General features: G+C 30.6%; 26 protein-coding genes. 8 read left to right on the plus strand and 18 right to left on the minus strand.

The genetic code is table 11. The features are described 5' to 3' along the window. Positions 1–26 precede the first annotated feature (26 nt). The 3 genes from ACUUYC_RS18205 to mnmE all read right to left on the minus strand — a co-directional run bounded on the left by ACUUYC_RS18205 (position 27) and on the right by mnmE (position 3436). On the minus strand, positions 27–188 hold the full coding sequence (locus ACUUYC_RS18205) for a hypothetical protein (RefSeq protein ID WP_474268105.1): 162 nt from the start codon (positions 186–188) through the stop codon (positions 27–29). A gap of 108 nt (positions 189–296) precedes the next feature. Next, entirely contained in the window at positions 297–1967 is a 1671-nt protein-coding gene (locus ACUUYC_RS18210; RefSeq protein ID WP_474268106.1) for a tetratricopeptide repeat protein, read from the minus strand. 74 nt (positions 1968–2041) lie between these two features. Next, the gene (gene mnmE / locus ACUUYC_RS18215) at positions 2042–3436 is read right to left on the minus strand and encodes a tRNA uridine-5-carboxymethylaminomethyl(34) synthesis GTPase MnmE (RefSeq protein WP_474268108.1); all 1395 of its coding nucleotides are present in this window, start codon (positions 3434–3436) and stop codon (positions 2042–2044) included. A 458-nt stretch (positions 3437–3894) separates the two neighbouring features. Here mnmE and ACUUYC_RS18220 point away from each other — a divergent pair, with 458 nt between their 5' ends. Next, positions 3895–4515, plus strand: coding sequence for a hypothetical protein (locus tag ACUUYC_RS18220; protein WP_474268109.1), 621 nt, complete (start codon positions 3895–3897; stop codon positions 4513–4515). A gap of 170 nt (positions 4516–4685) precedes the next feature. Here ACUUYC_RS18220 and ACUUYC_RS18225 read toward each other — a convergent pair whose 3' ends face one another. Continuing rightward, positions 4686–4817, minus strand: a complete 132-nt coding sequence (locus tag ACUUYC_RS18225) for a hypothetical protein (protein WP_474268110.1) — start codon at positions 4815–4817, stop codon at positions 4686–4688. A 255-nt stretch (positions 4818–5072) separates the two neighbouring features. Here ACUUYC_RS18225 and ACUUYC_RS18230 point away from each other — a divergent pair, with 255 nt between their 5' ends. Further along, positions 5073–5411 carry a DUF4870 domain-containing protein gene (locus tag ACUUYC_RS18230; RefSeq protein WP_474268111.1) on the plus strand — a complete coding sequence of 113 codons (339 nt, stop codon included), beginning with the start codon at positions 5073–5075 and terminating at the stop codon, positions 5409–5411. 113 nt (positions 5412–5524) lie between these two features. Here ACUUYC_RS18230 and dnaN read toward each other — a convergent pair whose 3' ends face one another. The 6 genes from dnaN to ACUUYC_RS18260 all read right to left on the minus strand — a co-directional run bounded on the left by dnaN (position 5525) and on the right by ACUUYC_RS18260 (position 11212). Then, positions 5525–6643: a DNA polymerase III subunit beta gene (gene dnaN / locus ACUUYC_RS18235; RefSeq protein WP_474268113.1), complete on the minus strand. Its 1119-nt coding sequence runs from the start codon at positions 6641–6643 to the stop codon at positions 5525–5527. A 151-nt stretch (positions 6644–6794) separates the two neighbouring features. Beyond that, positions 6795–8456 (minus strand): gliding motility-associated ABC transporter substrate-binding protein GldG, encoded by a 1662-nt coding sequence (gene gldG, locus ACUUYC_RS18240; RefSeq protein WP_474268114.1) that lies wholly within the window; start codon positions 8454–8456, stop codon positions 6795–6797. Positions 8457–8458: 2 nt separating this feature from the next. Further along, positions 8459–9184, minus strand: coding sequence for a gliding motility-associated ABC transporter permease subunit GldF (gldF, locus tag ACUUYC_RS18245; protein ID WP_474268115.1), 726 nt, complete (start codon positions 9182–9184; stop codon positions 8459–8461). Then, positions 9185–10000, minus strand: coding sequence for a class I SAM-dependent methyltransferase (locus ACUUYC_RS18250; protein WP_474268116.1), 816 nt, complete (start codon positions 9998–10000; stop codon positions 9185–9187). A 73-nt stretch (positions 10001–10073) separates the two neighbouring features. Beyond that, positions 10074–10370, minus strand: a complete 297-nt coding sequence (locus ACUUYC_RS18255; RefSeq protein WP_474268118.1) for a putative quinol monooxygenase — start codon at positions 10368–10370, stop codon at positions 10074–10076. Between the two features lie 11 nt (positions 10371–10381). Further along, positions 10382–11212 (minus strand): SAM hydrolase/SAM-dependent halogenase family protein, encoded by an 831-nt coding sequence (locus ACUUYC_RS18260; protein ID WP_474268119.1) that lies wholly within the window; start codon positions 11210–11212, stop codon positions 10382–10384. Positions 11213–11319: 107 nt separating this feature from the next. On the opposite strand from ACUUYC_RS18260, the gene ACUUYC_RS18265 reads away from it, so the two are divergent. From ACUUYC_RS18265 to ACUUYC_RS18280, 4 genes are all read left to right on the plus strand, one after another. Beyond that, on the plus strand, positions 11320–12273 hold the full coding sequence (locus ACUUYC_RS18265) for a PhoH family protein (RefSeq protein ID WP_474268120.1): 954 nt from the start codon (positions 11320–11322) through the stop codon (positions 12271–12273). A 132-nt stretch (positions 12274–12405) separates the two neighbouring features. Then, positions 12406–13356 (plus strand): phosphoribosylaminoimidazolesuccinocarboxamide synthase, encoded by a 951-nt coding sequence (locus ACUUYC_RS18270; RefSeq protein ID WP_474268121.1) that lies wholly within the window; start codon positions 12406–12408, stop codon positions 13354–13356. A gap of 98 nt (positions 13357–13454) precedes the next feature. Further along, the gene (locus tag ACUUYC_RS18275; RefSeq protein ID WP_474268122.1) at positions 13455–15098 is read left to right on the plus strand and encodes a helix-turn-helix domain-containing protein; all 1644 of its coding nucleotides are present in this window, start codon (positions 13455–13457) and stop codon (positions 15096–15098) included. 93 nt (positions 15099–15191) lie between these two features. Continuing rightward, positions 15192–15428, plus strand: a complete 237-nt coding sequence (locus ACUUYC_RS18280) for a hypothetical protein (protein ID WP_474268123.1) — start codon at positions 15192–15194, stop codon at positions 15426–15428. A gap of 146 nt (positions 15429–15574) precedes the next feature. On the opposite strand, the gene ACUUYC_RS18285 is transcribed toward ACUUYC_RS18280, so the two are convergent. The 4 genes from ACUUYC_RS18285 to ACUUYC_RS18300 form a co-directional block, all read right to left on the minus strand. Continuing rightward, positions 15575–15808 carry a hypothetical protein gene (locus ACUUYC_RS18285; protein WP_474268124.1) on the minus strand — a complete coding sequence of 78 codons (234 nt, stop codon included), beginning with the start codon at positions 15806–15808 and terminating at the stop codon, positions 15575–15577. A 454-nt stretch (positions 15809–16262) separates the two neighbouring features. Then, positions 16263–16415 (minus strand): hypothetical protein, encoded by a 153-nt coding sequence (locus tag ACUUYC_RS18290; protein ID WP_474268125.1) that lies wholly within the window; start codon positions 16413–16415, stop codon positions 16263–16265. A 423-nt stretch (positions 16416–16838) separates the two neighbouring features. After that, positions 16839–17177: a hypothetical protein gene (locus ACUUYC_RS18295; RefSeq protein ID WP_474268126.1), complete on the minus strand. Its 339-nt coding sequence runs from the start codon at positions 17175–17177 to the stop codon at positions 16839–16841. Between the two features lie 168 nt (positions 17178–17345). After that, the gene (locus tag ACUUYC_RS18300) at positions 17346–19970 is read right to left on the minus strand and encodes a zinc-dependent metalloprotease (protein ID WP_474268127.1); all 2625 of its coding nucleotides are present in this window, start codon (positions 19968–19970) and stop codon (positions 17346–17348) included. A 187-nt stretch (positions 19971–20157) separates the two neighbouring features. On the opposite strand from ACUUYC_RS18300, the gene ACUUYC_RS18305 reads away from it, so the two are divergent. Further along, positions 20158–21819 (plus strand): helix-turn-helix domain-containing protein, encoded by a 1662-nt coding sequence (locus ACUUYC_RS18305; RefSeq protein WP_474268128.1) that lies wholly within the window; start codon positions 20158–20160, stop codon positions 21817–21819. A 93-nt stretch (positions 21820–21912) separates the two neighbouring features. Beyond that, a complete protein-coding gene (locus ACUUYC_RS18310; protein ID WP_474268129.1) occupies positions 21913–22107 on the plus strand; it encodes a hypothetical protein in 195 nt (64 codons plus the stop codon). A gap of 100 nt (positions 22108–22207) precedes the next feature. Here the strand turns inward: ACUUYC_RS18310 and ACUUYC_RS18315 are convergent, their stop codons facing one another. The 4 genes from ACUUYC_RS18315 to ACUUYC_RS18330 all read right to left on the minus strand — a co-directional run bounded on the left by ACUUYC_RS18315 (position 22208) and on the right by ACUUYC_RS18330 (position 23564). Then, a complete protein-coding gene (locus ACUUYC_RS18315) occupies positions 22208–22405 on the minus strand; it encodes a hypothetical protein (protein ID WP_474268130.1) in 198 nt (65 codons plus the stop codon). Between the two features lie 135 nt (positions 22406–22540). Beyond that, entirely contained in the window at positions 22541–22750 is a 210-nt protein-coding gene (locus ACUUYC_RS18320; RefSeq protein ID WP_474268131.1) for a hypothetical protein, read from the minus strand. Between the two features lie 237 nt (positions 22751–22987). Continuing rightward, a complete protein-coding gene (locus ACUUYC_RS18325; protein WP_474268132.1) occupies positions 22988–23194 on the minus strand; it encodes a hypothetical protein in 207 nt (68 codons plus the stop codon). 127 nt (positions 23195–23321) lie between these two features. Next, the gene (locus ACUUYC_RS18330; protein ID WP_474268133.1) at positions 23322–23564 is read right to left on the minus strand and encodes a hypothetical protein; all 243 of its coding nucleotides are present in this window, start codon (positions 23562–23564) and stop codon (positions 23322–23324) included. Between the last annotated feature and the right edge of the window lie 194 nt (positions 23565–23758).

Genomic DNA, 23758 nt, shown 5'->3' on the forward strand with positions numbered 1-23758 from the left:
AAAATGGGCTTTTTAATCATGATAGGTTATTGTTGTTTAGTTAGTTCTTTTAAAAAAATTTCAAATTCTGATAGTGATTCTAATTCAGCCTTCATCTTTTCTTTTTTGGATTCTAAGATTTCCAAAGAAGAAGGCTCTTTTCGAGTTCTTGAAAAAATACGTTTTAGATGTTTTACTATTTTTTTCATTGTAGATATCGCTACATCGTTAATGATGAGGCAATACTAGAAAAAAAATGTAGGTTTAAAAAGAAACTATAGGGTGCAGAATAGGGTGCAGTTTGTGTAAATTGCTGATTATATTGATTTTATAAAATTATCTAAAGAATCTTGAGCAGATAATTTCAACTTCTTTTTTAAACGAAATCGCGTAGATTTTATGGCTTCTAAACTTGTCTTTCTAAGTTCAGAAATCTCGTTTCGTGATAAACCTAATTTGATAAAAGAACAAACTTCAATGTCGGTTTTGGTTAAGTTTGAATGCTTTTCGCGCAAGCGTTTTAAGAATTCATAGTTGAGCGTTTCTATGTTTTCTTTTAGTAAAACAATTTTTGAATCTTCTAATTTATCCGCCTTGAGTTCGGCAATAATTCCAGTTAAAGAAACACCTTCTTCTTGTTTGGAAAGTTTGTTGAGGTTTTCAGTTAGTTTCTCTTTGGTATTTAAGTGAATGATGGTTTCTGTCATTAATTCGGTAATTTCTTCCTTCTTAGAACTAATTTCAGTACTTAACTTATCAATTTTCGTGTTAAGTTTTTGTGCTTCCAGTTGTTTTCGGAGACGAAGCTTTTTAAAGTATTTCATTCCGAAATAAATAATGACAACTATAGTAAATAAAGTAATAATAAACAATGCTAAGTACCACTTTTTTTGAAGCGTCTCGTTTTCAGTTTTGAGCATGAGCACATTTTTTTCTTGTGCAAACTGGATGCTGTCGACATAACGTTCTTTTTCAAACTCATGGTTTAATTCAATCTCACGGATTTCTTTAATCTTATCTATGTTTAAAATGCTATCGCGTGCTTTGACATACCTTCTATAATCTTCCAAGGCATTGTAATAATCTTTTAAATTATTATACACTAAACTTCGCCTTCTAAAGGATAAGAAATAACGACGTCCCATTTTTTCCTTTTTAGCAAGCTCAAGAGACGTATTTATATGAAATAAGGCTTTATCGTAGTCTTTTAATTGAATGTAAATTCGGGTTAAGTTATAGTGAGCAGCAGCTATCGAGGTCTTTTTTTGAATACTAGTTACATAGCCCAGATATTTTAATTGCAAGTCAAGCGCTTCTTTATATCGTTTTTCTCGAACATAAAGATTACTCATATTTGACATTACTTGATGCACGCCTTCTTCATAATTTGCTTCGGTGTAGTATGTCAAGGTTTTATCTAAAAAATACTTTAACGAATCAATTTCACTATCTTTTTTATAAGCTCTGCAAAGAATATTATAATTGTGTCCAATACTTCTTGGACGTTTTAATTTTATATTGATTGCAATGGCTTTGTGAAGTACTTTTTTAGCTTTTTCAAATTCCCTTTGATAAATAAGTACATTACCAATATTGTTATGACTAGAAGCTAAACCAATAGAATCATTATACTTTTCAAAGATTTTCAAGGCTTTATAATAGTTTCGTAAGGCTTCGGAATAATTAGCACGCCTTCTATATACCAAACCAAATTGCTGTAAAATTCCTGCTTTTTGTATTTCAGAATTGTAATTGCTTGATGGTGATTCAATGATTTTGAGTGCTTTATTTAAATAAGAAAAGACACTGTTAAAATCGCGGCGCAGTTGATAATTCCCTATTTTTAGATATGCTTCTACTTTTAAAGAATCATTCGGAGCTTCTGCTAATACTTTTTCAAATGCCACTAAGGTGGAATCTTTCTCTTGAGCAAAACTGCTATGAGAAGGTAATAATAAAGTTAGAAACAGGAAATAAAACGTACGCATTTGTATGATAGGTTGTTAGGGCAAGACTAAATGTAAGAGAAAGTCTTCACAAAAACAAAAAGTATATGCAATAGTTATTTACCAATACAAAAGTTTGCAAAGATGTTCCCTAACAAGTCGTCACTTGTAATTTCTCCTGTGATTTCTCCGAAGTGATATAAGGCTTGTCGAATATCAATTGCCATTAAATCACCTGATAAACCAGATTCTAAACCGTAATGTACTTTGTCAATTTCTTCCAATGCTTTTAGTAACGCATCATAATGACGCGTGTTTGTGATAATAGTTTCATTGTTTCGTAATGCACCAGTATTTACAAAAGAAACGAGTTTGTTTTTTAATTCGTCAACGCCAATGTTTTCTTTGGCAGAAAGTAACAATAGGTTGTCAAACTCAAAGGTGTTTTTGATGAATGTTTCATCACCTTTGTCAATCTTGTTAGAAACAATGACAATTGGTTTTTGCGGAAATTTATTCTGAAGCTTATGAATTTCCTGCAACATTATTTTTGACTTTTCTATATCATTGGATAGGAGAGAAGCATCAAAAAGGTAAATCACCACTTGTGCTTGTTCAATTTTTTCAAATGTTTTCTGAATTCCGATACTTTCTACTACATCTTTCGTTTCTCTGATTCCAGCAGTATCAATAAAACGGAAGGAAATTCCATCAATAATCAATTCATCTTCAATAGTATCACGTGTTGTTCCAGCAATGTCAGACACAATTGCACGTTCTTCATTTAACAATGCATTTAACAAGGTAGATTTCCCCACATTTGGTTCACCAACAATCGCTACTGGAATTCCGTTTTTAATTACGTTTCCAACCGCAAAAGAATCAATTAAACGTTTTAAGACAAACTGAATTCGTTTTACTAAGGTTTTAAACTGTGTACGATCAGCAAATTCAACATCTTCTTCTGCAAAATCTAGTTCTAATTCTATTAGTGAAGCAAAGTTTAAGAGTTCTTCACGCAAGTTTTTGATTTCATTACTAAATCCACCACGCATTTGTTGCATTGCCAATTGATGCGATGCTTCTGAATCACTTGCAATTAAGTCTGCTACAGCTTCCGCTTGAGATAAATCTAGTTTTCCGTTTAAGAAAGAGCGTAAGGTAAATTCTCCTGCATTCGCATTTCTACAACCACTTCGTAATAATAGTTGAATAATTTGCTGTTGAATATACACAGAACCGTGACATGAAATCTCAATGGTATTTTCGCCAGTATACGAATTTGGTCCTTTAAACAAAGACACTAAAACCTCATCTATATACCGATCTTGATCAATAATATGGCCTAAATGTATAGTATGCGATTTTTGTTTTGTCAATTTTTTATTTCGAATCGATTTAAAAATTGGTTCACAAATCGTAATGGCTTCTTTCCCGGAAACTCGAATTACTGAGATAGCTCCAGCGCCAGAAGGCGTTGCTAAAGCTACAATCGTATCATTTGGAATCATATTAAAATAATTTGTGCAAAAATAGGGATAAAGTTTTTAGTTTGCTTTAAAAAAACAGAAGTTACGATTATGACTTTCATTTTAAAATTCGTTCAGTAAAAGCGATAGTATCGATATCTTAATGAGTAAAATGATGTGCTTATGCCTAATTATTATGAACTGAAGGAACTTTTTCTGCTTTGAACCATTTATTTTATGATATTTAAAAATAATACAATAGATTAAATTTTATTGGAACAAATTAAAAAGTCAGTTAAAGTTGAATCGGCAGTTTGAAGTCTAGTCTAAAAAAGATTATAGTATTTCATCAATTTATTTTCATCACAAAATGTAATAGATGCGCTATCTGAATTTACAGTTGGAAAAATGTTTCTAAAAGATTTAATTAGTGTAATAGAAACAGATATTCCAAAAAACTAATTTAAATACTAATTAATAATAATAAAAATAAATACATTATGGCAACAGACATTAAAATTACGTACACAAATAAATCAATGAATAAAGATCTTCCAACGGTTTTTGTATTTACTAAAAATGAAATACCAACTTTCGATGTATTGAAAGAATGTGTAGCATGGCGTACAATTCCAAATATTGGAAGAGGATCTTCTAGTAGTTTTGTATTTCCGATTATTACAGAAGTAGGAGCTTCATGGCAAGACGGAATGAATAAAACACAAGTTTTACCATCAACCATTGGTAAACGCTATACAGTAAGTAAAAATGATACAGGAATTGTACTTCTAGGCAATGGAAATGCTTCTGATACAAAGTCGATTGATGTCAATAATGATGCAAATATTCCTGGAGGAATCAGCGCTTCTTTGTATAAAGATGGGAAATTAATGATTACGAAAAAGATAGTAGGATATGGGCAGAAAGCTACGTTTGTCTTAAAACCAAAATTGTATTGGGGAATTGCCTCAGAAATCGAGGAAAGCCAGCTACTTAATTCTGCGGTATTGAATACCGATCATTTCTTTGAGCTTGATTTAGAAGGTGCATCAGAAATCAATGTTTCTTTAAATGGAAATGCAGAAGAAGGATATGCATTCAAGGTAGATAGTCAAAAATAGATTTATAACTTGTTTATTTGATTTATAAAAGGAAACATATTCGATTGAGTAGCTACTATCGTTTCTTTAATGAATAGAAATTTATATGAGCATAAAAACTACTGATACAATTTTGTAATTGTATCAGTAGTTTTATTTTATAAAATTAGGTTAGTTTATGAAAAATGAAATTAGCAACATGCCCACCATCCTTTTGCGCTATCCCAATAGATACAAGCGCATACAATACCTCCGTTAATTTCTGTTTGTTCTGTTTTGTTAAGTGTTTTTACACCTTCAAGATTTGAAATGTTTTTTAACATGATTTAAAGTTTTGGTTAAGACTAGAAAGTATAAAAACGAATCATGAATCGTTTACGGTATGACCGTAATTAACATGTATTGAATTTAGATGGTATGCATTGTTTATCAAATAATTAGCTAGATCAACTTTTTACTAGTAAAATCTTCAATTTTTATTATTTAAAAAACCAATTTCTAAAATATCTGTAACTCAAAGTGTAACAAAATATATAAATCTACGTCACATAAGTATCAATCAAAAAACATTTAAGATCATGAGAAGAAAAGACAATCAATTAATAGTCATCACACATTTAAGTCAATTATCAAGTTTTGTATTAGGTTTCGGAAGTTTAATAGTTCCATTAATCCTTTGGGCTTGTAATAAAAACGATGTGTTTGAAATGGATGAACAAGGAAAGCAAATTGTAAACTTTCAATTAAGTATGATTATCTATGCAATTGCTGCCATTCCATTAATTTTACTTTTCGGATTAGGATTATTAGTATTACTTGCGGTTGTTGTATTATCATTCATAATGCCAATTATCAATGCAATCAAAGTTAGTAATGGAGAGGAACCAAATTATCCAATGACATTAAAGTTATTATAGATTTCACAGTATTGAGATATTAGAATTGAGAATTGAATCTTTTCAATTTAAAACATAAAAAAGCCGTTATACAATATGTATAACGGCTTTTTCTATATAAAGAATTCTTGTTCTTAGTTATTCAACATTACTGGCATTACCAACATTGTAATGTGTTCACCTTCTTCTAAACCATCAATAGGTGTTAAAATTCCAGCTCTATTTGGTAATGACATTTCTAAAGAAACATCATCCGAATTTAAATTATTGATCATTTCTGTTAAGAAACGTGAGTTGAATCCAATTTGCATGTCATCACCTTGGTAATCACACGTTAAACGTTCTTCAGCTTTGTTTGAGTAATCAATATCTTCTGCAGAAATATTTAATTCTGCTCCAGCAATCTTCAAACGAATTTGGTGTGTTGTTTTGTTAGAGAAAATACTAACACGACGTACAGAGTTTAAAAATTGATTTCTGTTGATTTCTAACTTATTTGGATTCTCTTTTGGAATTACCGCTTCGTAGTTAGGATATTTACCATCAATTAAACGACAAATTAAAACCGTTTTATCAAATGTAAATTTTGCATTGCTATCGTTATATTCAATAACAACATCGTCTTCGCTTCCGCCTAAAATTCCTTTTAATAAGTTTAAAGGTTTCTTTGGCATAATGAATTCAGCAACTTGCGATGCTTGTAAGTCTGTACGTTGGTACTTTACCAATTTGTGTGCATCTGTAGCAACAAACGTTAAGTTCTCTTGTGAAAACTGGAAAAATACACCACTCATTACGGGACGTAAATCATCGTTTCCTGAAGCAAAAATTGTTTTGCTTATGGCAGTTGCTAATACATGTCCTGCAATAGTTGTAGCACTTGGATCTTTTAACTCAACTGCATGTGGAAACTCAGCGCCATCAGCGTATGCTAAAGCATATTTACCATGGTTAGAGCTAATTTCAACCGTATTATTATCTTCCACAACAAACGTTAATGGTTGCTCTGGAAACGTTTTTAAAGTATCTAATAATAACTTTGCCGGAACTGCAACACTTCCTTCACTATCAGATTCTACATCTAATTTTGAAGACATCGTAGTTTCTAAGTCAGAAGCTGATACCGTAAGTTCGTTTTGATTTAATTCAAAAAGAAAATTATCTAAAATAGGTAAGGTATTGCTATTATTAATTACGCCTCCTAAAACTTGAAGCTGCTTTAATAAATAGGTGCTGGATACAATAAATTTCATGTGTTTATGTTCTATTTAAAGTTCAAAAATAATGCTTCCTGACTAAATTACATAGCTTTTTAGTAGCTAAATTGCTGTCTGGAACTCACTTTTTTGTATTCTTACAAATATATTTCAAATGTCGTTGTAAAGGAAAGAAACTTATTAACAACTATTTTGCATACTTACGTTTTCTAATATACACAAATAAAACACCAAAAACACCCAATATAAGAAGTGGGAATCCAATGTTTATAGCTTGCCAGTACGATTTTTCTTCTAAGACTTTTTCTGTATCTAAAAATGCTAATTTTAATTCTTTAGATCGAATGTTTATAAGTCCGTTGTTGTCTAAAAGGTAATTTACAGAATTTAGTAGGAATTCTTTGTTTCCATATTGACGTTTTGTTGCAATATCAAAACCTAGTTCTTGTGGTCTTCCACGTGTCACTTGATTTTTAATAACGTCTCCGTCTGCAATGACTAACATTTTAGAAGTTCCTTCGTTTTTATCGTTTGAAAGTTGAAAAGGTTTGACTCTATTTTTATACATCGATGTAAATGTTCCTTCAATTAAAACCGCTAAGTTTTGATTTCCTTTGCCTTCATAAGCTTCAGTTTTTGGTTCTTTTTCAATAACCGCTAGTGAAATAGGTTTTGGAACGCCTTCAAGCTTTGATAATTCTGAACTTTTTAGTAAAATGGTTTTCTTTGTACTGCTTTTTAATGTATCAATCTGGTTTGCAAATTCAAATTTCACCAAATTTGTATTATTCGTAATTGGATGGTTTTCTGATGGATTTACTAATGGATTGTAGCGCCATTGAATTGGTAAAAATTGTGTATTGTTATCTTCTCCAACTGCCATCATTATTGGCGCACATTGCATATCATTCACCAATTTCGGATTGATTCTAATTCCGTATTCAAAGAAAAAATCGCGCATGCGTAAATCTCTTGGAAATGCTAATGTTTGTCCGCTTTCACTATACAAACTGTCCATTTCGACTTGTACATTTTCAATCAACCATAATGATTTTCCACCATTTACAGTATACTGATCTAAAATGTATTTTTCGTCATCTGTAAATGCTTTTGTTGGCTTTGGAACAATTGCCAAATCAAATCGCTGTAAGTTTTCTAATGATTTTTTAGGATCATCAGGAAACGCAGTTATATCGAAAGGTGCAATTTTATAATATTCTTTTAATGTTTGTAAAAAGCTAGCAATGTATGTATCATCTAATTCTCCGTGACCTCTTAAAATTGCAATGGTTTGCTTTTCCATCAACGTTAATTTTGTAAAGGCATCTGAAAATGCGTATTCTAAATGTTGTACAGAACTCGCAATTTTTTCATCTTCAGAACTTGATAAATTATTCTTGTATAAAGGAACTTTTACAGATTTGTTTCCATAGGTTGCAACTGCCCAAGGAAATACACGTTCTCTTGAAATTTTGTTAGTAGCTTCTTCTGTAATATATGTTGGTTGTATGCCAACACGATTCATTAAAAATTCTTCAGCACCTTGTTCAATAGGATCAATAAATTTGAATTTTACATTTGAATTATAGGCTGAGAATTCTTCTAACAATTGTTCTGTTTCGGTTGCCAAACGTTTATAATCTGATGGAAAATCACCTTTAAGGAAAACATCAATTATAATAGGCGAAGCTACATCTTTTAGTGTATTTTTTGAAGCTTCAGAAAGTGTATAACGTTTATCTTGTGTTAAGTCAAAACGTGTAAAAATACTGCCAGCAATAGCATTCACGATAATAAGTACCACGATTAGCAATATGATTTTTGTACTAGTATTGAGTTCTTTTTTCAAGCTTATCGTTTTTTTAATTGTACTACAGTTAAGAATAAAAAGAAAATCGTAATGCTCAAGAAGTAAATAACGTCTCTTGTATCAATAACACCACGCGCAATGCTGTCGAAATGTGTTTTCATACCTATCTTTTCAATCAAACTATTATAATCACCAAAAATATCAGCATTGGCAATTCCTTCAAAACCAAAATACATAAAGAAACAGATGAATACTGCTACAATAAACGCCACAATCTGATTCTGCGAAAGCGTTGATGTAAATACACCAATACTTGTATACGCAGCAATTAGGAATAATAATCCAAAATAGGAGCCAAGTGTACTTCCAACGTCTAAGTTGCCAACAGGATTTCCTAAGCTATATACTGTATATACATATAATAATGTTGGAATTAACGCTAGTAAAATCAACACAAAAGCGCCGAAATATTTGCCGAGTACAATGTGCCAACCAGAAATTGGTTTTGTTAAGAGCAATTCAAGCGTTCCTAAACGCTTTTCTTCTGAAAAACTACGCATCGTAATAGCTGGAATCAAAAAGATAAGAATCCAAGGTGCTAGCGTAAAAAAAGGTGTTAAATCAGCAAATCCGTAATTAAAAATATTGAATTCACTTTTAAAAAACCATAGGAATAATCCGTTGAGAATTAAAAATAAAGCAATCACCAAATATCCAATGGATGAGGAGAAAAACGAATTGATTTCTTTTTTGAGTATTGCGAGCATTTAGTTCTTTTTTAATACAATAATATCTTGGTATGATAATGTGTTTTCTGTTCTTCCTGACCAAGTGCCTGGAAAAAAGTTTACAATAGTAAAGCCTTTTGCTTTAAACTGTGAAAATATATATTCTTTGTCAAAAGCAACATTTGCTTCTTTTACTTTTTCGTCCATCAAGGAATAATTTCCATGTGTTACGCTAAAATTCATTTGTGTAGACGACATTAATCTTTTTGAGGTTTCATCCAATATAAAAAACGTTGCCAAACATATTTTGTCTGTGTCTAATACACGGTTAATTTCACCTAAATAATGCGAAACATCATCAGGCATCATATGTGTAAATACAGATGTTAAAAAGGCAAAGTCAAAGCTTGAATCTGTATAAGGAAATGTAAAATCTTTCGCTTCTTCGTTCGTGTTTAAATTATATAAATCGTTTTTTAATGGTGTAAACGTAAATATAAAGTTTGGATATTTTGAAGTGATATTCTCAGTACACCAATCAACACCTTGTGAAACGACATCAAAACCTTTGTAACTTCCTTCTTTATTTAAAAATTTTGTAAACGGAATTGCCATACGACCAATTCCTGAACCAATATCCAACACACGACTGTCTGGTTGAATGTTTCCGTAGTTTTTGAAATACTCAAAAAAAGTTTCTCCAACTTCGATATAATTCCCTGGACCTGTATAAATATAACCTTTTGGCGGTTCGAGTTCTTGTCGTTTTCTAAATAAATCAATAGGAAAATATACTACTCGTCTTAGTAATAATCGTTGTTTTGGTGATAACTTGTAGTATAATAATCTAAGCATATATTCTTTAGTAATCATTCCATATAGGAATGTATAATTGTGTAACGTTCGGTTACGAGTTCTAGTATTTAGTTTAGGATAAACTCACTAATTTATCAACACTCCATGCATATGGTTTGTCATTAAACATCGCTTTTGTTTGTTTCCAGACATTTTTAAATAATTCTGAATTTCTATATGCTTCTAAATCATCTACATGTCTCCAGTGGCTATAGGTAAAGAAAATTTCAGGATTTGTCTTATCCTGGTATAACTCTAAAAATTCACAACCTTCTCTGTTTTTTATCGATTCTTTCTTTTCATCAAACATTTCCAAAAATGCAGGAATGTTTTCTTTGTGAAAGCTCATTTTTACGATGCGTACAAACATAAACTATTTTATTATAAAAAATTAACGGTTATGGTATCTCTAAATCGTAATCCAAAAAGGGAAGAAGCGCTACCAACCGTTTGCGGATTACTTTTATATATTGCTAATTCAAGGAAATTGGCAGAATTAAACAACGCTAACTTTTTGCCATCTTCTTCACGTTTGTGTTTTTCAACAGTAAAATTGATACTATCACTATAGCGTTCGTGAATTCGTTTGAACTTATAATTACGCGCAGAAATTTCAAAATTTCGTCCTTTTCCAACATCTTTAAACAGCTTTCGTGTAATATTTGTAACGACATTCCCATAATTATCAATGTAAATAACATTTCCAATAATTTGAGATTCGTCAGTATTTACAACAGGTTTTATGTCTGTTAAATGTTTTATTTCTTGAATTGTCTTTCCAATAACTTCTAATGTTCCGCCACGAGCAATGTGACATGCAACCTTTACAAATACATCCAAAACAGGAAAATTTGTTTCAATTCGATCGTGAATATTGATCTCTACAATCTTTTCAGGAACTATCTCAGAGGCAATCAAGCTCATAATTCCATTATTGGCACACACAAAAAAATGTCCGTCCAATTTTACAGCAATATGCTTATTTTCTGGATTTAATTCAGAATCAATACCAATAAGGTGAATACTTCCTTTCGGGAAGCTATTAAACGCATTTTGTATCACATATGCAGCTTCCGTAATGTTAAAAGGACTAATGCTATGTGAGATATCAACAATACGAATATTGTCTAATTCACTATAAATAGCTCCTTTAACTGCGCCCACAAAATGGTCTTTCTCCCCAAAATCAGTTGTCAATGTTATAATTGCCATTGGCGAATTGTTGATATTTTTTTAAATTTAATCTATTAAAAAATGGTAAGTTTGCTATGCAAATCTAAAAAAACAAAACGGAAATCTAACCTTAATACGAGTCGCTTTTGAACGAAATTATTTTTGAACTCTCAGAGATCAGCCCAAGAGAGTTTTTTGGTCAACAAAATACCAACATAGAATCGCTAAAAAAATACTTCCCAAAACTTAAAATTGTTGCAAGAGGAAATAAGATTAAAGCATATGGAGATGAAGCTTTATTAGAAGAGTTCGATAAACGTTTAACGATGTTGATGGAACACTTTGGTAAATACAATAAAATTGACGAAAATGTCATTGAACGTGTATTGACAAGTGAAAGTTCTAAAGATTATGATACTTCTGCAGCAAGTGGAGAAGTATTATTGCATGGAACCAACGGGAAACTCATAAAGGCTATTACTGCAAATCAGCGTAAGTTGGTGGAAAAGATGAATAAGAATGATATGGTTTTTGCTATTGGTCCTGCGGGAACAGGAAAAACCTATACAGGAGTAGCTTTGGCAGTGAGAGCGTTGAAAAATAAAGAAGTAAGACGTATCATTTTAACACGTCCAGCAGTAGAAGCAGGAGAAAGTTTAGGTTTCTTACCAGGAGATTTAAAAGAAAAACTCGATCCGTATATGCAACCTTTATATGATGCGTTGCGCGATATGATTCCACCAGAAAAATTAGCACTCTATATTGAAAACGGAACTATTCAAATTGCGCCAATGGCGTTTATGCGTGGTCGTACGTTGGATAATGCCTTTGTAATTTTGGATGAAGCTCAAAATACAACGCATGCACAAATGAAGATGTTTTTAACACGTATGGGGAAAAATGCAAAATTTATGCTAACAGGCGATCCTGGACAGATAGATTTACCAAGACGTGTAACATCAGGATTAAAAGAAGCATTGTTAGTATTGAAAGATATTAAAGGAATTGGAATTATTTACTTAGATGATAAAGATGTCGTTCGTCACCGATTAGTGAAGAAAGTAATTGAAGCATATAGAAATATAGAACATCAGAATTAATAAATCATAAATGTTAAATGCTGAATTTTAAATGTAAAAGTATTTTGACTAAAACCCAAAGTAAATCAACAAAATAGCAAGGCGACCAAATATCCAACACCAAAAACACACAACAACACAACAACTATAACAATGAGTAACACAATTACGGAAACGAATTTTAACTTTCCGAATCAAACTGCTAAGTATACTGGAAAAGTACGTGAAGTATACACAATTAATGATGATCTATTAGTGATGATTGCTTCAGACAGATTATCTGCTTTTGACGTTGTAATGCCGAAAGGAATTCCGTTTAAAGGGCAAATTTTAAATCAGATTGCAACTCAAATGATGAAAGCAACGGAACATTTAGTTCCGAATTGGCTGTTAGCGACACCAGATCCAAATGTTGCTATTGGACATATGTGCGAACCTTTTAAGGTAGAAATGGTGATTAGAGGATACATGTCAGGTCATGCAGCACGTGAATACAAAGCAGGAAAACGTATGTTATGTGGCGTTGAAATGCCAGATGGAATGATTGAAAACGATCAATTTCCTTCGCCAATAATTACACCAGCAACTAAAGCGGAAATGGGCGAACATGACGAAGATATTTCTCGTGAAGATATTTTAGCTCGCGGAATTGTTTCTGAAGAAGATTATATTCAATTGGAAAAATATACACGTTTGCTATTTGAAGAAGGAACAAAAATTGCAAAAGAACGCGGTTTAATTTTAGTGGATACTAAATATGAATTCGGAAAAACAAAAGATGGTAAAATTGTATTGATTGATGAAATTCACACACCAGATTCTTCTCGTTATTTCTATGCTGAAACGTATGTAGAGTTACAAGCAAAACAAGCTCCACAAAAACAATTATCGAAAGAATTTGTACGTCAATGGTTAATTGGTAATGGTTTTCAAGGATTAGAAGGACAAGAAGTTCCGTTTATGAGTGATGAATATATCAATTCAGTTTCGGATCGATATATTGAATTATATGAAAATATTACAGGAGAAACTTTTCAAAAAGCAGATGTTTCTGATATTATGCAACGAATTGAAAAAAATGTGATTGCATTTTTAAATAGGTAAACTGTGAAAAATATATTAAAAAGAGACATTCTTTCGATAGAGTGTCTCTTTTTTCGTTAATTTAAAGTATCAATTTAGAAAAAATATTTTAAGCCTACATGAGTCGTCTTTTATTTTTACTATTCCTATTTTTAATTGTTGGGTGCAATAATCAGTATGAAAGATCATTTACTGAAGCAGAAAAAGTACAAAAGATTCTCAAAAAAGCCGAAGTTCTAGTAAATGCTCAAACTTCCTCAGATTCCTTATTACAATTGACATTAGATTATTCAGCTAAAGCCAAACAATACAATGATCCAGTACACCTATTTAGATCTGAATTAAAAATTGGGGAGTATTTAGCGAAAAAAAATCTATATGAGGAGACTTTACAACATTATAAGAAGACGTTAAATGTTATTACCGTCGATCCTGATAGTGCTAGATATACGCAAACAAAATCAAATATTGCATTAACCCATGTGTATTTAGAAAACTATGGAAAGGCAGCAGAAATATTCTATGAAGCTAACAAAATAGCTGAACGAAATAATTTAGAGAGATTCATTTTTGAGATTAAAATGAATATGGCATTTATGAATCTTACTGAAGGTAAATGGGCTACATCTATTAAAACTTTTAAAGAAGGTATTACTTATATTGAAAATAATAATTTACTAGAAAAAAAACCAGATACTTATGAATCTCATTATGTAAGTCTACATGGACTTATTGTAAAAGGGTATAAGGAGGCAAAAATGTTAGATTCAGCATTAGTATATGTTAACAAAGGGTTAGCAGTAAATAAAAAGTTAAGAAAAAGTATAAAAAGCAGAGCTAATTTATTAATTCAAAAAGGCAAAGTGTATCAAATGATGAAAGCTTTCCCAATTGCATTTGAAAGTTTTGAAGAGGCAAAAGAGTTATCTATTAAAGACAAAAATGAAGTACAAACATTTAATGTTTTTTACAATATAGCAAAATGCCATTACGAGAATAAATCTTATGAAAAAGCACTTTCTATATTGGAAGATATAGAAATAAAGAAACAGTCTAATTATATGCCTGATCGGTTTTTTTGTAATGTCTTAAAACTTATAAGAGATACGTATAGAGAACTCAAAAACTATAAAAAAGCAACTCGTTATACAATATTGGTAGAAAACTTAAATGCTACTATTAATACAAAAAAAGAAAGAGAACTGCAATTGTATATAAGCTCAATATATGATTATGAAAAATTAGAACGTGATTCTGAACTGCAAAGGCAAAAAGATAAAAAGCAGTTGTATTTATTGTCATCTGTGGTATTGATAGTACTAATAATTTTAGTCATAACTGTTTATAAATACCGTCAAAAAAACACTAAAAAGAGAGATATTATTAAAAAAACGTCTCCTCAACCATTGAAAGACGATAAAACTGTAAATGATATTTTAAAAAAGCTTAAAAAACTTGAAGAGAGTGAATTCTTTTTAAATCCAAAATATAATCTATACGCTACAGCTAAAAAAATAGGAACCAATACAACGTATTTATCTACCATCTTAAACGTGCATCAAAAAATGACCTTTACAGAATATTTAAATGCATTGCGTATAACGTATACCATAGATAGGTTACAAACAGATGAGCAATTTAGACAGTACACGATAAAAGCTATCGCAGTAGAAGTAGGCTATAAAAGCCATAGTCCTTTTTCTCGTGCTTTTAAAGTTAAAACAGGGATGAATCCTTCCGAATACATTAAGAATCTTAACTAAGTTATTGTGCTCATTTTATAAATTGAGAGCAAAACATCAAATTATGATGCCGTTTTTCATTGTATTTTGTTCCAAACATTAATACATTATATTATGAAAAAAAAGCAAAAAATTTTAAAATTAAAGAAAATGCAAATTGCTTCATTAGAATTTTCTACTATAAAAGGAGGATATAGTTTTAACAGTGTATTGCATTGCGAAGTTTCTTATTCATGTTCACAATCTATCGGTACAGGCGAAACAACTAGTACTACTAATAATGAAGCTTGTAATTTAGAATCTATGGAAAAAGAATATTGTGAATCATATCTTGCAACATGTAAAGCATAATACTAAAGAAAGTTTATCTTTCTAAAAATGATTAAGAGGCTGTCTAAAAAATAAGGCAGCCTCTTTTTTGTTCTTCGCTTTAACAGAAAGAATCAGTTATTAGTGAAAATTCTTTTCAGGCTGTCTCTTCAAAATCATTTTATATTTTAACAAATAGCAAATGTATTTATATCAACTTCATTCGTTTTAAGACATCCATTTTTTGTGTGTTGACAATGTAACTGAGATTCTAAACAGATATTTACACCGTGTTGATTTACAAATGTTCTAATGCAAACAAGGATAGAATTAGTTGTATTTCCTCCTGCAATTGGCAAAGTACTTAAACCAGAAATGGATTTTTTATTCAATTTTAAACTTTTCAACTTCTTTTTTTTCATAATAATATAATTAAGTATTGTTCTTACTCTATTATGGCTTTTCAGAATACGCCTTACTGTTAGCAATTATGATATAAAAGTATTGGAGGAAATCTGTTTCCATGTGATACTAAAAAAAATAGTTATCAGTATAAAAAGTAGTTGTTAAAAAAATAGTGTTAAACTATTTCTATTTTAAGTTTACTATCTTTTCTCATTATCCCAACATAAATTATAGCAAGATCTATCATATGTTGGACACCAAAGTGTAATACAAATACATGTCTCACCTAAAATAGTCGCTGATGGTCCAGATCCGCCTTTTACCGATGATGATTGAAATGAGCTGATAGTAGATTTGTTAAGCCCTAAATTATTAATCTTCTTTTTTTTCATAATAATATAATTAAGTATTGTTCTTACTCTATTATGGCTTTTCAGAATACGCCTTACTGCTTACAATTATGATACAAAACTATTTCTCTTGACAATGATCAAAACAGATTGATTCCATAAAATAGATACTATAACAAGGTAAACCTGACGTTCCTCCAGTTATCTCTGTATTTTTGAAATTTGAAATTGACTTTTTGTTAAGCTTTAAATTATTTACGCTCTTTTTTTTCATAATAATAAATTTAAATATTGTTCTTACTCTATTATGGCTTTTCAGAATACGCCTTACTTGCTAGCAATCATGATTAAAAGTATTAGAGAAAATGTTTGAAAAAAAATAGAGGTATCCTCAATTTAAAAATTGATACTGCAGATTTATAAATTGAGAGCGATTAATAAGTAGGGACTAAGCTGTATATTGAATTTGATTTTTTTATTATAATAAGTAGCTTTCCATGCTAACTATAGATAATTATATTTCGATCGTTATATAGAACTGTATGAAAATAGTATAGGAGAAATTTTAAAAAAGCAGATGTGTCTGATATTCTAAATAGAATAGAGGAGAACGTAGTTTCTTTTTTGAATAAATAAGCGTATTAAAACTATATAATAAAAGCGGCATTTTCATTACGAAAATGCCGCTTTTAATTTTTTAGTTACTCGCAGAAATGTCTAAGCCATCTGTACTGTTTATGGTAATGATACTATGCGTATTCAATACCCAATCAAAAGTTGGAGCAGTTCCTGTAGCAATGACTTCTTCTCGAGCATTTGTTAAAGATTGCGTTACCTCATCTTTGTACTCAAGAACCATTCCATTTAAGAAAATGTTAGTAGAATTTCCATAAGTTACTACTTTACCTTTTTCTCCAGGATTTAGAGAAAAGTTTTCTTCTAATGATGGTTTTTGAATGTCAGTTCCTTGACGAACTAATAAAGTTACATTAATGTAATTTTTTGAATTGTTGTTGAAGGTTTTTCTTCCAGACATGATTAAAATATTTATAGGTTAATAATTAATTATGTCAAATTTACGCCTATAATAAATAAAGAAATAACGTACAAATACTCTATTTGATAAAGAAGTGTTATTACTAATGAAGAAAAAAAAAGACTTCAATACTGAAGCCTTTTTAGAGTTTATTATATGAATCTGCAATTACTTAATCTCCTTCATTGCGTTATCAATCATTGTTTTTAAATGTATTTTGTGTGCCTTTGTTGACAAGTCACCTAAACCATTTGCAGCATATCTTCGGATTGTCTTTAAGTTATAAACTGCCATTGATTTTGCAACATTGTTAAAACGTCCATTTGTTCTTCCTGTTAACATTTCAATCAACATATTTGTATATTCAATTTGTAAATTTTGTCTAAATGAATTTACAGAAGTATTAATATCTGCTACAAAAATTGCTTTATTCAAGTCACCCATATATTCTGACAACTTGTATTTATTTCCATATAACTCAGAATCTACAATACGTTGTAATGTGTTTGGATGTAATATATGATATAAAACGCCCATTTGTCTACGTAATGCTGCATTGTGAAGTTTTGGGTCTTCTGTTCCTCTTCTTCCCAAGTTGAATCCTCTTCGTTGCCTTGCTAAGTGTGTATATAACTCTACAGGTGCAGTATTTGCGTTTGGAGCAAATAAATACTCCTTTAAAGCTTTCATAGCTCTTTTTTGATCTTTATAGCTTACTGGCGTATATGGTTGTGTTCCACCAGCTTGTCCTTGCATAGCTCTATCTACATAAACACCACCAATAAAACGTGATATTACATTTACAGCACTTGATTTTTGTCCTTGAAGAATAGAGTATGCAGCAACCATTTCTTGGTACGATTTTCCATATGTATTATACTTTGCGCGTAATCCTTTCAACATGTCATTTACCAAATCAATTCTATTGATAGAATATGTAATTTGATCATTTGATAAATCACCAACCATTACTCTTGGATCAATCGCTTTTCCAGGACTTCTCATGTCATCAGCATCGTTTCCAAAAATTAGCGCTGGTTCTGTTGATCTTTTTAAAATATCGTCTAATTCTTTATAACTCTTTACAGGCTTGTATCCAAACTCAATTGCCCATAAATCGTATGGACCTAATGTGGTTGTAAAGTAATGTCCTTGTTGCGTTCTATCATTCGTAACATTAATTGCTTCGTAATCCATTACAGAACCTGTCAATGCTTTTCCTTGAATATAGTTTTTGTCTGCTAATTGTGCAGGTGTGTGCAACTGACTAGATTTCATATTGTGGTTTAAACCTAATGTATGCCCAACTTCGTGCATAATTAAATGCGTTAAACCTTCATTACGCAATACTTCTTTTTCATCTTCTGAAGCATCTAATATTGTTAGCGCAGTATGTCCAAATACACTGTTTTCGTGCATTAAATGTCCTAATGAACAATAGTTTTGTGTTTTATCGAATTGTTGTAATTCTTTAGTTGCTTCCTCTAAATTTTCATATGAATATGCTTCCATTGTTTGAAACAATTTATCAAACTTTACTCTATTTGTTTGATGAATATATTCTAACATTACGTCAGCTCCTAAAATTTGACCTGTTAACGGATTTACAAAACTTGGTCCGTATCCACCAAACGGAGGATTTGGAGAAGATGTCCAACGCAATACATTGTGATCAATATCTCCAGCGTCCCAATCTGCGTCATCTGGTTGTACTTTTACAACCATTGCATTTTTGAAACCTGCTTTTTCAAAAGCAATATTCCAACGTAAAACAGCTGCCGTAATCGTTTCTCTAAATTCGATTGGCGTTGTATTTTCAATCCACCAAGTAATTGGTTCTACCGGTTCAGAAATAGCAGCATTCGGGTCTTTCTTTTCTAAATGCCATCTGTGTACCAAATCTTTATATGGAGTTGAAGACGCAGTTGTCATGTCATTTACCTGTGTCGTAAAAAATCCAACTCTTGGGTCATCGTATCTTGGAACATATGTATTATCTGGAACTTCAATTAAACTATGATTTACTTTAATGGTTACATTTCTTCCATCAGTAACCGATTGTGATCCACCGTTAAGTACAGAAGGTTTTGAGTATACATATTCAATAACTAAATCTGTATTTTTATCATAGTTTTTAATTGCATTGATTTTAGATTTTCCTTTATTAAGATTCCCTAATGTAAATGCAAATGGTCCTTGTCCTGGAAAACGAGGCGGTTTTATTTGTGAAAATGTTTCTTTTAAAAATAAATCATCAGCCTTGATAAGGTATAATCCTTTTTCCTTATCCATAGCTTCTACCTTTAGGCTAGCCATTACAGCTTCATTAATATTTGCATTGGCTGCTTTTGATAAAGCATTTGTTGGATCAAAATAAAACTGAGTATTTTTTGTTACAAACTCAATTTTATTAAAATATTTTCTAATTGTAAATACTTTTGAACCTCTATATGCACCTCTAAATGCACGAACATCGGCAACTCCATCATTTATTTGACTGAAATAAATAAAGTTTTTTTCTAATTGTTCTTTTGAAACAACCATGTGCATACTTCCCGTAATAGTATCTTGATACATCGTAAATAAACCTTCTATTTTCTTACTTTTTTTAGTAAGATCTTTAATGGTTTTTTCCGTAGGTTTCTTTTTTGGTGGTGTTACTTGTTCTGTAGTGCCTTTCTTTTTTTTGTTACGTTTTTTTCGTTGTGCATTAGCTTCAGGAACAGCTAAAAATGCGATCAACATTATAAGTACAAAAAAAACATTGCTTTTTGATTGAGATTTAAATATCATAACTTTGTTTTTTTGGAATAGTTTTTATGATTGTAAAAATACTTTTTTGAGTACTTTTTGTGTCTTAAATTGTTGTTAAAAGGCTTGCAAAACAATTATTTTTAAATAAACAGACATTTTTTCCATCGATACGCGCAAAATCGTCATAAAAAAAGTATCTTCATTTTTATCGATCTAAATATTCAATATGAATCGTTATATATGCATAGGTTTGCTGTGTGCATGTCTATTTTCATGTTCTGAAAACCAAGAACAAAACCCTACCAATAAAGGCATTACACAGATTTTAGAACAAGATGAGCAAGCTATTTTAAATTATCATGGAATTGAAATAGATTCTATGATGAAACTTCGCATGGAATACTACCATAAAGCAAAAACATTTCAAGATTCTGTACACATGTATCGTTCGCACTTTTATTTGGGTTCTTTTTACAAGAGTAGAGGAATTTATAAAGATGCAATGAGCGAATATGAAAAAGCCTTGCAAAATATTTCTGATGATAGTGATAGTGCACGTTACATTCAAACAAAAATTGCGATTGCTAAAACCGAAATTGAATTAGGTAATAAATATAAAGCTGCGGATTTATTACTAAATATATATAAAGTTGCACAACGAAATAAAGATGTTCGCCAGTTACTTGATATTAGTGGAAACATGGGAGTTTTGAGTTTGGAACTAAAGAATTATAATGAAGCAAAAACAAACTTTAAAGGCGCAATTACATTTATAGAAAAGGAAAAATTAATAGAAAAAGAACCTGCGAATTATGTAGAGAATTATATTAACTATCACATGTTTTTGGCAAAAACATATTATGAAGAAAAAAAGAATGATTCTGCAATGATGTACATTGATAGAGCATTGATTTCTGCAGATTTTTATAAAGATATTGAAGGAAAAGCATATTTGTATCAGTTAAAAGGTAAAACACAAACGGCGCAACAACGTTTTGAAGAAGCGCAAATCAACTTAACTAAAGGGCAACAGTTATTTGAGACCTTAAAAAATGAGAAGCAATTTTCTAAAATGTTGTATTTACAGGCAAGTAATTATGTTGAGCAAGAAAATTATCTAGAAGCAAAACAATTGTTAGAAAATTTAGAAATACGATATACACATCAAAATGTATTGTTTGAAGATTACCGTGAAATTTTAGTGTTAAAAGCAGAAGTATATAAAAATACGCGACAGTTTGAAAAGGAATCAGAATATCGACAAAAATCTAAAATGCTTCAAGATAGTATTAACACTATAAATGGTGAAGAAACTATTATTCAAACAGCAACACAATATGAAATTGAAAAAGTAAAGAATCAATTTGAAGCGCAACATCAAAAAGATGAAAAGAAATTTTATACATTTTTAAGCATTGCTATTCTTGTTATTGTAACATTTGGTTTCTTATTATTTAAACAATTAAGAAAAAGAAAAGCAATGAAAAGTGTTGTTGTTAGTAAACCTACCAAAACAGCGTCGCATAATGCTATTAAAAGTGATAAAACTCTTGATGAAATCCTTCAAAGATTAAAAAGCTTAGAAGCGCAAGAATTTTACCTGAATCCAAAATATAACTTATACGCAACCGCTAAAAAGATAGATACCAATACAACCTATTTATCTAACATTTTGAATACATATAAAAAAATGACATTTACAGAGTATTTGAACACATTACGTATTCAATATACATTGAACAGGTTGGAAAGTGATAAGAAATTTCGCATGTATACAATTAAAGCAATAGCCAAAGAAGTAGGCTATAAGAGTCATGGCTCATTTTCGAGAGCGTTTAAAGCTAAAACAGGTGAAAACCCTTCTACTTACTTGAAAAAGATTCGTTAAAAAGGTTGTTCAATTTATAAAATGGAAATACCTTTTTCACTCACATATAATACAGTTATGTATATTGAATCTTTAATTTAAAATTACTTCATTATGAAAACTAAGCAAAAGCATTTAGCCCTCAAAAAAATACAAATAGCAAAAATAAATTCATTTAAAATTATTGGCGGAGATTTAGAACCAAACTCTTCTATGGAATGTTTGGCGTATAAATCGAGAACTCCTAGCGGAAACCAAACACAAACGCATTCCAATCCAATTGATTGTTATACAACTACTGCAGCTTAAAAGATAAACCAAACTATTTTTGAATAGAAACAAAGGCTTCTGATTTTATAGTTCAGAAGCCTTCTTTTATACTAACATACGTAGTCAAAAGAGTAGTATATTATATGTCGTTACCACATGTATATACTTGTGGACATTGAATGATAAATCCGCAAAATGGATGTCCTACAACACGTCCTGCACAATCGCATCCACATGATGAAGTATCTATTGGTAATCCAATTCCACCACTGATTTGACTTTGTTCGCTTTTTGAAATAATTGAAGCTCCTTTAATGTTTAAGATATTTTTTTTCATGATATATAAATTAAGATTATCCTTACTCTATTATGGTTTTTCAGGCTCGACCATTTTTTAACACATATTTGAAAACAAAAGACTCCTGAATATTAAAATATATTTAGAAGTCTTTTATACTATTTACAAAACATATTATGAAGTTTGTGCATCATCACATGTGTATACTTGTGGACACGCAAAACCACTAAGGTAACATGCAAAACCTCCAGTTACGCGCCCTGCGCAATCGCATCCGCATGGACCACCACCTGTAATAGGCCAACTAATTCCTCCGCTTATTTGACTTTGCTCACTTTTAGAAATAACTGAAGCTCCTTTAATGTTTAAGATGTTTTTTTTCATGATATAAAAATTAAGATTGTCCTTACTCTATTATGGTTTTTCTGGCTCGACCATTATATGTATAAAAATAACTACAGAATTTATGAAAGAAAAGAAGTATATCATCCAATTTAAAAATTGAAACTGTTCATTTTATAAATTGAACAATTAACTTTTTCTTGGAAAGCCTTTAAAAACAAAAGGCTTCTGAATATTAGAGATTACAGAAGCCTTTTTTAAAATCATTTACAAAACATATTAAGAATCTTGTGCGTCATCACAAGTATATACTTGTGGACAAGCAAAAAGATCTTCGCAATATTTTGGTCCTGTAACACGTCCAGCACAATCACAACCACATCTAAATCCACCAGTTCCTGGCCAGCTGATTCCACCACTAATTTGACTTTGTTCACTTTTAGAAATTGTAGTTGCTCCTTTAATGTTTAAAATGTTTTTTTTCATTATATAAAATTTCAATATTCTCCTTACTCTGTTATAGGTTTTTCAGGAAACACCTTTTTTACGATTTATCAAAATCATTTTTTTTAAAATAAATTCTGAAATTCGTTACTTCATACTTAGAGTATTCTTACTTACAATCTCTACACGTAGGAAACTCTGTTTGTGTAATACATGCAATAAATACACTTGCACAACCTCTTTCTGTAATATAGCATTCAATACTTTGGATACAAGTGTTTACTCCATTTGCATTAAATAATGTTAAAACACATTGATAAGTGGCAGCTACTCCACCTTTACTATTTGATGCGTCAAGATTAGAGATTGTTTTTCTGTTTAAAACTAAATTTTTTAAGTTCTTTTTTTTCATGATTGATTTTGATTAATTGTAAAATGATTAAAATTATTTTTTACTGAAATTAAATATATAGGTATAGTAAGTAAGAAAAAAACACAAGTCTTTCCGTTTTAAAAAATGAACTATTCGTTTTATAAATTGAACAGTATAAATAAGGTCTAAAGAATACGAATAAGCCATAAATGTGGACTATATTTGCAAACTGA

The sequence above is a fragment of the Kordia sp. E genome, assembly GCF_056033805.1.